At 59.4% G+C, this 8,127-nt stretch carries 6 protein-coding genes; 5 read left to right on the top strand and 1 reads right to left on the bottom strand.

The annotated features are described in order from the left end of the window. Window positions 1-874: 874 nt before the first annotated feature. Entirely contained in the window at window positions 875-1,558 is a 684-nt protein-coding gene (locus tag GSQ93_RS33015; protein WP_254074192.1) for an ABC transporter permease subunit, read from the bottom strand. Window positions 1,559-1,584: 26 nt separating this feature from the next. Between GSQ93_RS33015 and GSQ93_RS33010 the strand changes: the two genes are divergently transcribed. The 5 genes from GSQ93_RS33010 to GSQ93_RS32990 all read left to right on the top strand — a co-directional run bounded on the left by GSQ93_RS33010 (window position 1,585) and on the right by GSQ93_RS32990 (window position 7,307). Next, on the top strand, window positions 1,585-2,406 hold the full coding sequence (locus tag GSQ93_RS33010) for a transporter substrate-binding domain-containing protein (protein WP_158940139.1): 822 nt from the start codon (window positions 1,585-1,587) through the stop codon (window positions 2,404-2,406). Window positions 2,407-2,602: 196 nt separating this feature from the next. After that, a complete protein-coding gene (locus GSQ93_RS33005) occupies window positions 2,603-4,045 on the top strand; it encodes an NAD(P)-binding domain-containing protein (protein WP_158940138.1) in 1,443 nt (480 codons plus the stop codon). 177 nt (window positions 4,046-4,222) lie between these two features. Next, complete coding sequence (locus GSQ93_RS33000; protein WP_158940137.1) at window positions 4,223-5,314, top strand: ABC transporter permease; 1,092 nt, start codon at window positions 4,223-4,225, stop codon at window positions 5,312-5,314. After that, window positions 5,308-6,177, top strand: a complete 870-nt coding sequence (locus GSQ93_RS32995; RefSeq protein WP_158940136.1) for an ABC transporter ATP-binding protein — start codon at window positions 5,308-5,310, stop codon at window positions 6,175-6,177. The genes GSQ93_RS33000 and GSQ93_RS32995 overlap by 7 nt, the downstream gene beginning before the upstream one ends. A gap of 74 nt (window positions 6,178-6,251) precedes the next feature. Continuing rightward, window positions 6,252-7,307, top strand: coding sequence for an ABC transporter substrate-binding protein (locus tag GSQ93_RS32990; RefSeq protein WP_158940135.1), 1,056 nt, complete (start codon window positions 6,252-6,254; stop codon window positions 7,305-7,307). Window positions 7,308-8,127 lie beyond the last annotated feature (820 nt).

Below are 8,127 nucleotides of genomic sequence, written 5' to 3'. Positions count from 1 at the left end.
TTCAAACCACGCTACCCTAAGTGTCCACAGCGTGCAGTTTTCATTCATGGGTGCCCCAAAAGCACGGTGCTCGCCAGAGCGAAGGATGTGTGAACCCCTCCTTCTCCGAACACGGGTTCTGACACGCTTCGCCACCAGTGACTGAACCCGCCCAAGGAACACCCCGCGCTATCCGCGGAAAACCTTCCACCGAATTTGTACGCATGCCGAGCCACGTCGCCAACCTACCTCGAAACAAGGCCGTCGGATGGGTGAGGCCGCGCCGGTCGAAAATGTCCATGCAACTCGTCAGTCGACTCACCAACCATTGAAACAGTAAATGCACATCGGGCTGTGATTGGCGAGCGTCGCCTCGCGGCTCGCTGCGCGGAGCGCTCAACCAAGCTATCAAGAAACGGGGCCTCGAAAACGCGTGGGGCGGTGCGGGTTCCTGGATAACTCGTGCTTGCCCGAGAGCACGGGTGGCGAAGCGTGTCTATGTCGGGATTCGCGAGAAGGAGGGTTTCACACATCCTCCGCTCTGGCGAGCACCGTGCTTTTGGGGTACCTATGAATGAAAACTGCACGCTGTGGACACTTAGGATAGCGTGTTTTAAAAGCGTTTTCTTTGCTTCGTTTCTTTGTCGCTTTGGACAAAGAAATGACGTGCCGCCACGCACAGTGGCTAACAGTGCTAAAGAAATTAGCCAACCTAATCAAACCAATAACCTTAAAAGCAGCAACCCGGTATTGACCCCGACCGCTAACCTCGGAACCTGGCAATCCGGCACCAACTCCCACCACCAACCCGCAACCGCCAACCCCTAAAACCCGTCCACTGGCGCGAGCGAACCCGTCCACCGCGAGCGAACCCGTCCACCGCAAACCCTCCTCCTCAACTCTTCCCCCTCCACGGCACCAACCGTCGCTCCAACCCTCGCATACCGAGATCGAAGGTCCACGCAATCAAACCGATCAACACAATCCCCATCACCACGACATCGGTTCTGAGGAAGCTCGACGCGTTCAGCACCATCTGCCCGAGTCCCGCTGTTGCCGCCACCATCTCGGCCGCGACGAGCGTTGTCCAGCCAAATCCAATCGCGATCCGCAAGCCCGTCAGGATCTCGGGCAACGCGGCCGGCAGCACGACAAAACGCACAACCTGCGCAAAGCTCCCGCCAAGCGAATACGCGGCGTTTACCTGCTCAGCGGTAGCGCTCCGCGCACCTGCCCGTGCAGCCATCGCAATCGGCGCGAAGCATGCTAGATAAATCACGATCAGCTTCGCGGTTTCATCGATACCAAACCAGATCACGACCAGCGGTAAATGTGCAAGCGGTGGCAGAGGCCGGTAAAACTCCAACGGCGGATCGAGCAGACCCCGCGCAATGCGGCTTACACCCATCAAAATGCCGACAGGCAAAGCCGTCACGCTCGCCAATGCGAACGCGACTATCTGTTTTTTGTCCATGATCGTCACGATGGCAACCTCGACGCCGCTCGCCAATATCTCGGCTGGGAGACCGGTCTGATCGCGCAGTGCGCGCCGGATGAGCTCGCTGTTTTCCGTTTCGATGCACCCGCCACAGAAAGTCCCAGCCAATGAAATTTCGCTTCGCCGCCTTGTTAAGCTTTACCTTGACCGCGCTTGCGCTCTCGCAAACCGTTCACGCCGATGCCACCCTCGACCGGATCAAGGCACGCGGCACGCTCACCGTCGGGGTCGTGCTCGACGGCACCTACGGTTCACTCGACCCGCAGACTCGCAAGCCCGTCGGCTACAACGTCGAACTTGCACAAGACCTCGCCAGACGTCTCGGCGTGAAATTTGAAGCGGTGGAGGTCACGCCTCCGAACCGCGTGCAGTTCCTTCAGCAGGGCAAAGTTGACGCGCTGATCGCGAGCATGCAGTACACGAAAGAGCGCGACGAGATACTGAGCTATGTGCCCACGCCGTTCGAGGAGATTGGTGGTTCTGCGATGGTTCACAAGGGCGCGGGTATTCACAACTGGAACGACCTGCGCGGCAAGCCTGTTTGCGTTTCGCAAGGCAGCAATTACACACGGCCGCTGATTGAACAATACGGGGCACAGGTCAAGGGTTTCAAAGGCATGCCCGAAGCGCTGCTGGCTTTGCGCGGCGGGACTTGCGTGGCGCCGGTTCATGTGACGCCCGGCATTCAGGCCCGCCTTACCGGTACGTCGGGCGAGTGGCAGGACTATGAGTCTCCCATCGCTGATCAACTGATTCCGTCGCCGTCAGTGATCTGGGTGCGCAAGGGCGAGACGGACACCGTGGCCGCGCTCGACAAGATCGTGAAGGAGTGGCACCGGAGTGGTTTTCTCATCGATGAAGGCAATAAGTGGCACATGCCTCCCTCAAAGCAATTGCTCACGTGGCATCAAGAGTATTCGTCGAAATGAAGCGAGCGGACGGTCATGCAGCACCGCCCGCAAACTCGCATGCGCCTGATCGCATAGTCCCGACCCGGCGGTAAGCGCAGCCTGCCCGGCCGTTTCGTAAAAAGCGTCTAAGCAAAGTTGAATTGCTTGGTTGCCAGCGCGCGTGTCCCTTTTCAATATCTCGATCATCCCTCCATTTTCTGATCGAACCCGCGCAATGACAACTACCTCCAATCCCGATGCCAACGCGCTTGAAGCGCTACGCCTGCTGGGCCCCGACCCGGATAACTGGGTGCCGGACCGGGCGGGTATCGACCATAACGTCGTGATCGTTGGCGGTGGACAGACCGGCGCCGCATTCGCGTTCGCGCTGCGACGGGCGGGTATCGGCAAGGTGTCGGTGATCGATGCGGCGGCCGACGAAGCAGGCGCGGGCGTCTGGCTCAATCGGGCGCGCATGAACAAACTGCGTACACCAAAGACGCTGATAGGGCCGGAACTCAGCGTGGCGGGATTGAGCTTTCAGGTCTGGTTCGAAGCGCGTTGGGGCGCGGCGGCCTATGCGGATATCGATCGGATTCCCCGCGCGCGCTGGGCCGAATATCTTGGGTGGTATCGACACTTCCTGAAGATTCCGATTCGCTATGGTACGCGTCTCGCACGGATAGAACCGGTGGACTCGCACTTCCGGTTGCGCCTGCTGAACGCGGCGGGTGAAGAGCACGTAGAGACGGCGCGCAAGGTCATTTTGTGCAATGGCGTAGCGGGGAACGGCGCCGCACAGATACCGGCCGTATTGCACGAGAACTTGCCACGTTCGCTCTACGCGCATACCTCCGACGCTATCGATTTAAACTTGCTTAAAGGGAAAGTTGTAGCGGTCATCGGCGGTGCCGCATCCGCTTTCGACGCGGCTGCCACTGCACTCGAAGCGGGAGCTGCGCAGGTGCATCTTTTCGTGCGGCGCGCCGCGATTCCCGCCGTGCCTATTACGCGTACTCGGGCGTATCCGGGCGCGTACGACAACTATCCTGCGTTACCGGACGCCTTGCGCTGGCGTCAGGCGTTGCGCTTCCGCCAAGCAGGCTCGACCCCGCCAATGGACGCCGTGGAGCGCGTAACGAAGCATCCGAACTTCCATCTGCATCTGGGTGCGGCCTGGAGCCAGGCAAGCGCGGAGGGTGGGCGTATTGCCGCCCAGGTAGGCAATCAGCATTTCCATTTCGACTTCGCAATCGCGGGTACGGGCTATCTTGTCGATCCGGCTGTGCGCCCAGAGCTTTCGGCTGTATCGAAGGACATCCTGCTATGGCGCGACCGATACGTCCCCGCGGATAACGAGCGCGATGACTATCTCGGCGCACATCCCTACCTTGGTGCAGCGCTCGAGTATCTGGAGAAAATCCCGGGAACAGCGCCTTATCTCGCGAACCTTCATGTGTACAACCCCGCGGGCCTCGTCAACTCCGGCGTGCCGGTAGGTGACGTGCCAAGCATGAAGCGCGATATCCCGGCGGTGGTAGGCCGCATCAGCCGCGATTTGTTTCTCGCCGATCTCGATCACCACGAGCAACGCCTGAACGGGGATGTGCCTCCCGACTTCAACGAGACGCTCTACGCGCATAGCGTTTGGCAAGGCGAGAAGGCCGACATCGTTTGAACAATCATGCAATCGATAATGCAGGTGGCCTCATAAACATATCGAAAACGAATAATTGTTAAGAGGCCGAAGCATCGATAGTCTTGATGTTTGTTGCTGTGCAACGCGCCGTGGCAGCATCCGCCTCCGGAGCCAACGCACAGGGTTCATTCCAACCTAACGAGGGTCTTCTCCATTATGTCCGGCACTCCTCATTTCGATCCCGCTTCCGGACAAACCGGTATCGGGTTCCAGCCTCATGCGGCAAGCATCCGGACGCAACCGGCCCGCGTGAGTGCGGCGTCGTTAAGCCAGGCAGGTCCGAGCCTGTTGCCGGCGTGGCTGGCAGCACTGGCATGGCTCGCGAGCGCAGGCTTGACGCGCTGGTGGCCTGACGCGGACGAGTGGCCCCACACCGGCCATCTGCTGGTGCTAAAACTGGTGCTCGCGGCGACGGCACTGCTAGTAGGCGCGGCGGCGCGCAGAAGCCTCGTGGCGCGTCAGCCGGATGCATCTCCGTCACGCGCTGAACGCTGGCTCAAGGCCATGCCCTGGTTTGTTGCGCTCGCGGTGGGCGTGACCGCATGGGAAGTACTGACAGCGAAACTCGAATGGTTACCCCGGCCGTTTTTTGCGCCTCCCCAAGCGCTGATCGCCGTTTATTTCGATGACTTCCCGCGCCTCGGTTCAAGCGTCGCCCATTCGTTCGGATTGCTTGCTTATGGTTATGTGATCGGAGCGGTCGTAGGTTTTGTCACGGGAGTCGGCATCGGCTGGTCGCGGGCGGTGGGGTACTGGCTGCATCCGGTATTGCGGTTAATCGGTCCGTTGCCCGCTACCGCCTGGTTGCCGCTGGCGTTCTTCTTCTTTCCGTCCAGCTTCAGCGCGAGTGTGTTCCTGATCGCGCTTGCCACCGGCTTCCCCGTGGCGGTGCTCACGTGGTCAGGCGTGGCGGGTGTCAACAGCACGTTCTACGACATCGCCCGCACGCTTGGCGCACGGCCCGGTTTCCTGATCCTGAAGGTTGCGATACCGGCGGCGTTGCCGTCCGTGTTCGTCGGACTTTTCATGGGACTGGGTGCATCGTTTTCCGTGCTGATCGTAGCGGAGATGATGGGCGTTAAAGCAGGACTCGGCTGGTATTTGCAATGGGCGCAGGGATGGGCGGCATATTCGAACATGTACGCGGCGTTGCTAGTCATGGCGCTGATGTGTTCCGGGCTAATCACGTTGCTGTTCCGCTTTAGAGATTGGTTGCTCGCATGGCAGAAGGGGTTGTTGAAATGGTAAGCACGCAAGGCATTGCTCAATCGGCGCAATTAACGCAGCCGGCATTCAAGGCCGCGGCAACCGGTGCGCGTATTGACGTCAGCGACGTCAGTCATCGGTTCTCGCTGCACGGCGCAGCGTTGCCCGTTCTCGACGATGTCAGCTTCTCAGTCGCCCCGGGTGAATTCGTCGCGTTGCTCGGGCCCAGCGGCTGCGGCAAGTCGACCTTGCTCAGACTGGTGGCCGGACTCGATGCTCCTGCGGTTGGTACGGTGTCGTCGAACGGCGTGGCTATACGCGGACCGGACCCGTCGCGGGTTGTCGTCTTCCAGGATCCGACCTTGTATCCGTGGCGTACGGTACGCGCCAATGTTGGCCTTGGACCCGAGGCTCAGCGAAGACGGCGGCGGTTTCCATGGACCCGTGCTCGCGCGGTCGAGTCTCTTTCTGACCAGGAGCGTTCGGCGGAACACCGTATAGATGCCGCCTTGCAATTGGTCGGCCTGACCGACTTTGCCGCAGCTTATCCGCATCAGTTGTCGGGAGGCATGGCGCAGCGTGTTGCGCTTGCGCGAGCGCTGGTCAACGATCCCGAGTTGCTCGTACTTGATGAGCCCTTCGGCAAGCTGGACTCCCTCACGCGGCTGCGCATGCAAGGCGAGTTGGTGAAGTTGTGGCTGGACGCACGCTTCTCTGTCCTGCTCGTGACACACGATGTGGAAGAGGCGTTGTTCCTGGCGAACCGGGTGATCGTTTTCAGCGAGCGTCCGGCACGCGTGACTGCGGAAGTGCGTAATGACGCGCCGTATCCGCGTCATCGCGACGATCCCAAGCTGGTTGAACTCAGGCGTGAAGTGCTTGCGTTACTCGGTCTGGTTGCGTGAGGTTACGAGTGAATCTCCCGACCAGAATCACACAGATAAAACATCAATAACAAACGACCCGTGGAGAATGTTTGATGAATCGTCCTGATGCCGATGGTGGCGAAAGAGCCGCTGTGCCGGAGAACCTGTCGCGCCGAGATTGGTTGCGAAAGACCGCGTGGACTGCTGGAGCGGCGGCACTGGGCGGGGCGTCGTTTGGCCTTGTCGGACTGCCTGCCCGAGCCGACGACGGCAAGTTAAAGCAGTTGAAGTTATCGTGGAATGCTGGCGCGATTTGTACGGCGCCGGTACCGGTGGCGGTCAAGCAAGGCTTCTTTACGAAGCGCGGCCTGGACGTTGAGCTGATCAACTTCGCCGGGTCGACGGACCAGTTACTGGAAGCCATTGCAACCGGAAAATCGGATGCTGGAGTTGGCATGGCATTGCGTTGGATCAAGCCACTGGAACAGGGCTTCGACGTCAAGCTGACTGCCGGCATTCATGGCGGCTGCATGCGCTTGCTTGCTACGCGCAGTTCGGGAATTGTCGATCTACCCGGCTTGCGCGGCAAGATAGTGGGTGTGAGCGACATGGCCAGTCCTGCGAAAAACTTCTTCGCCATCACGCTGAAGAAACTCGGTATTGATCCGGACAGCGAAGTTCAATGGCGTCAGTATCCCGCCAACTTGCTGGGCGAGGCGTTGAAGAAGGGCGAGGTCCACGCCGTGGCAGACGGCGATCCGACTATCTGGATGCTGCGGGAATCGGATCACCTGTACGAAGTATCGAACAACCTGTGCGGCGAGTATCAGACGCGCGTGTGCTGTGTGCTCGGCGTGCGCGGGACGCTGGTGAGGAAGGATCGTGCGACGGCGCAGGCATTGACGCAGGCTTTGCTCGACGCAACTGAATGGACGGCGAACCATCCCGCGGAGGCGGCGACTATTTTTGCGCAGTACGCGCCGCAAGCGGACGTGTCTCAACTGACCGCCATGCTCAAGAGTCACACGGATCATCATCATCCGACGGGCGACGCGTTCAAGAAGGAAATTGCGCTGTACGCGGATGACTTGAAGACTGTGGGTGTGTTGAACGGCAGCACGGATTCGAACCACTTTGCTAACCGGGTGTTCTCGGATGTGCTGGTTTAGAGATTGGTTTTTCGCTCGCGGTGGTGGATGGGCGGGCGGGCGGGTTTTGGGGGCGGTGCTTAGTTGCTAGGGCTGGGTGAGTGGCCGGGGTCAGTGCCGGGTTGGTGCTTTCGGCCGTAGCGGTCTGCGTGAGTCGGATTTTTTCTTTACCACTGTTAGCCACTGCGCGTGGCGGCGCGTCATTTCTTTGTCCAAAGCGACAAAGAAACGAAGCAAAGAAAGCGCTTTTAAAACACGCTACCCTAAGTGTCCACAGCGTGCAGTTTTGATTCATAGGTGCCCCAAAAGCACGGTGCTCGCCAGAACGACCGATGTTTGAACCCCTCCTTCTCGCGAATCCTGACATAGACACGCTTCGCCACCAGTGCTCTCGGGTAAGCACCACTGCCAAGGTACCCGCACGGACCCACGCGTCTTTGGGGCGCAATTTTTTTGTTGGTTGGTTGTGTAGTCTGCGCTGCAATCTTCCTGGGCGACATGGCCGGGCACACATTTATAATGTCGTCATTTAAGAGCTGGACGGTTATCCCTCGATCAGAACTTCCCACATTTTGCGGCTTCGTTTCGAGGTAGGTTGGCGAGGTGGTTCGTCATGCGTACAAATTCGGTGGAAGGTTGTCCGCGGATAGCGCGGGGTGCACCGTGGGCAGGTTCAATTACTGGTGGCGAAGCGTGTCAGAACCTGTGTACGGAGAAGGAGGGTTTCACACATCCGGCGCTCTGGCGAGCACCGTGCTTTGGGGGCACCTATGAATGAAAACTGCACGCTGTGGACACTTAGGGTAGAGCGGTTAAAAGCGTTTTCTTTGCTTCGTTTCTT

Source organism: Burkholderia sp. S171 (assembly GCF_009766085.1).
GTDB lineage: Bacteria > Pseudomonadota > Gammaproteobacteria > Burkholderiales > Burkholderiaceae > Caballeronia.
Note: the sequence above shows the minus strand (reverse complement) of the source record. Positions and strands in the feature narration are given on the sequence as shown.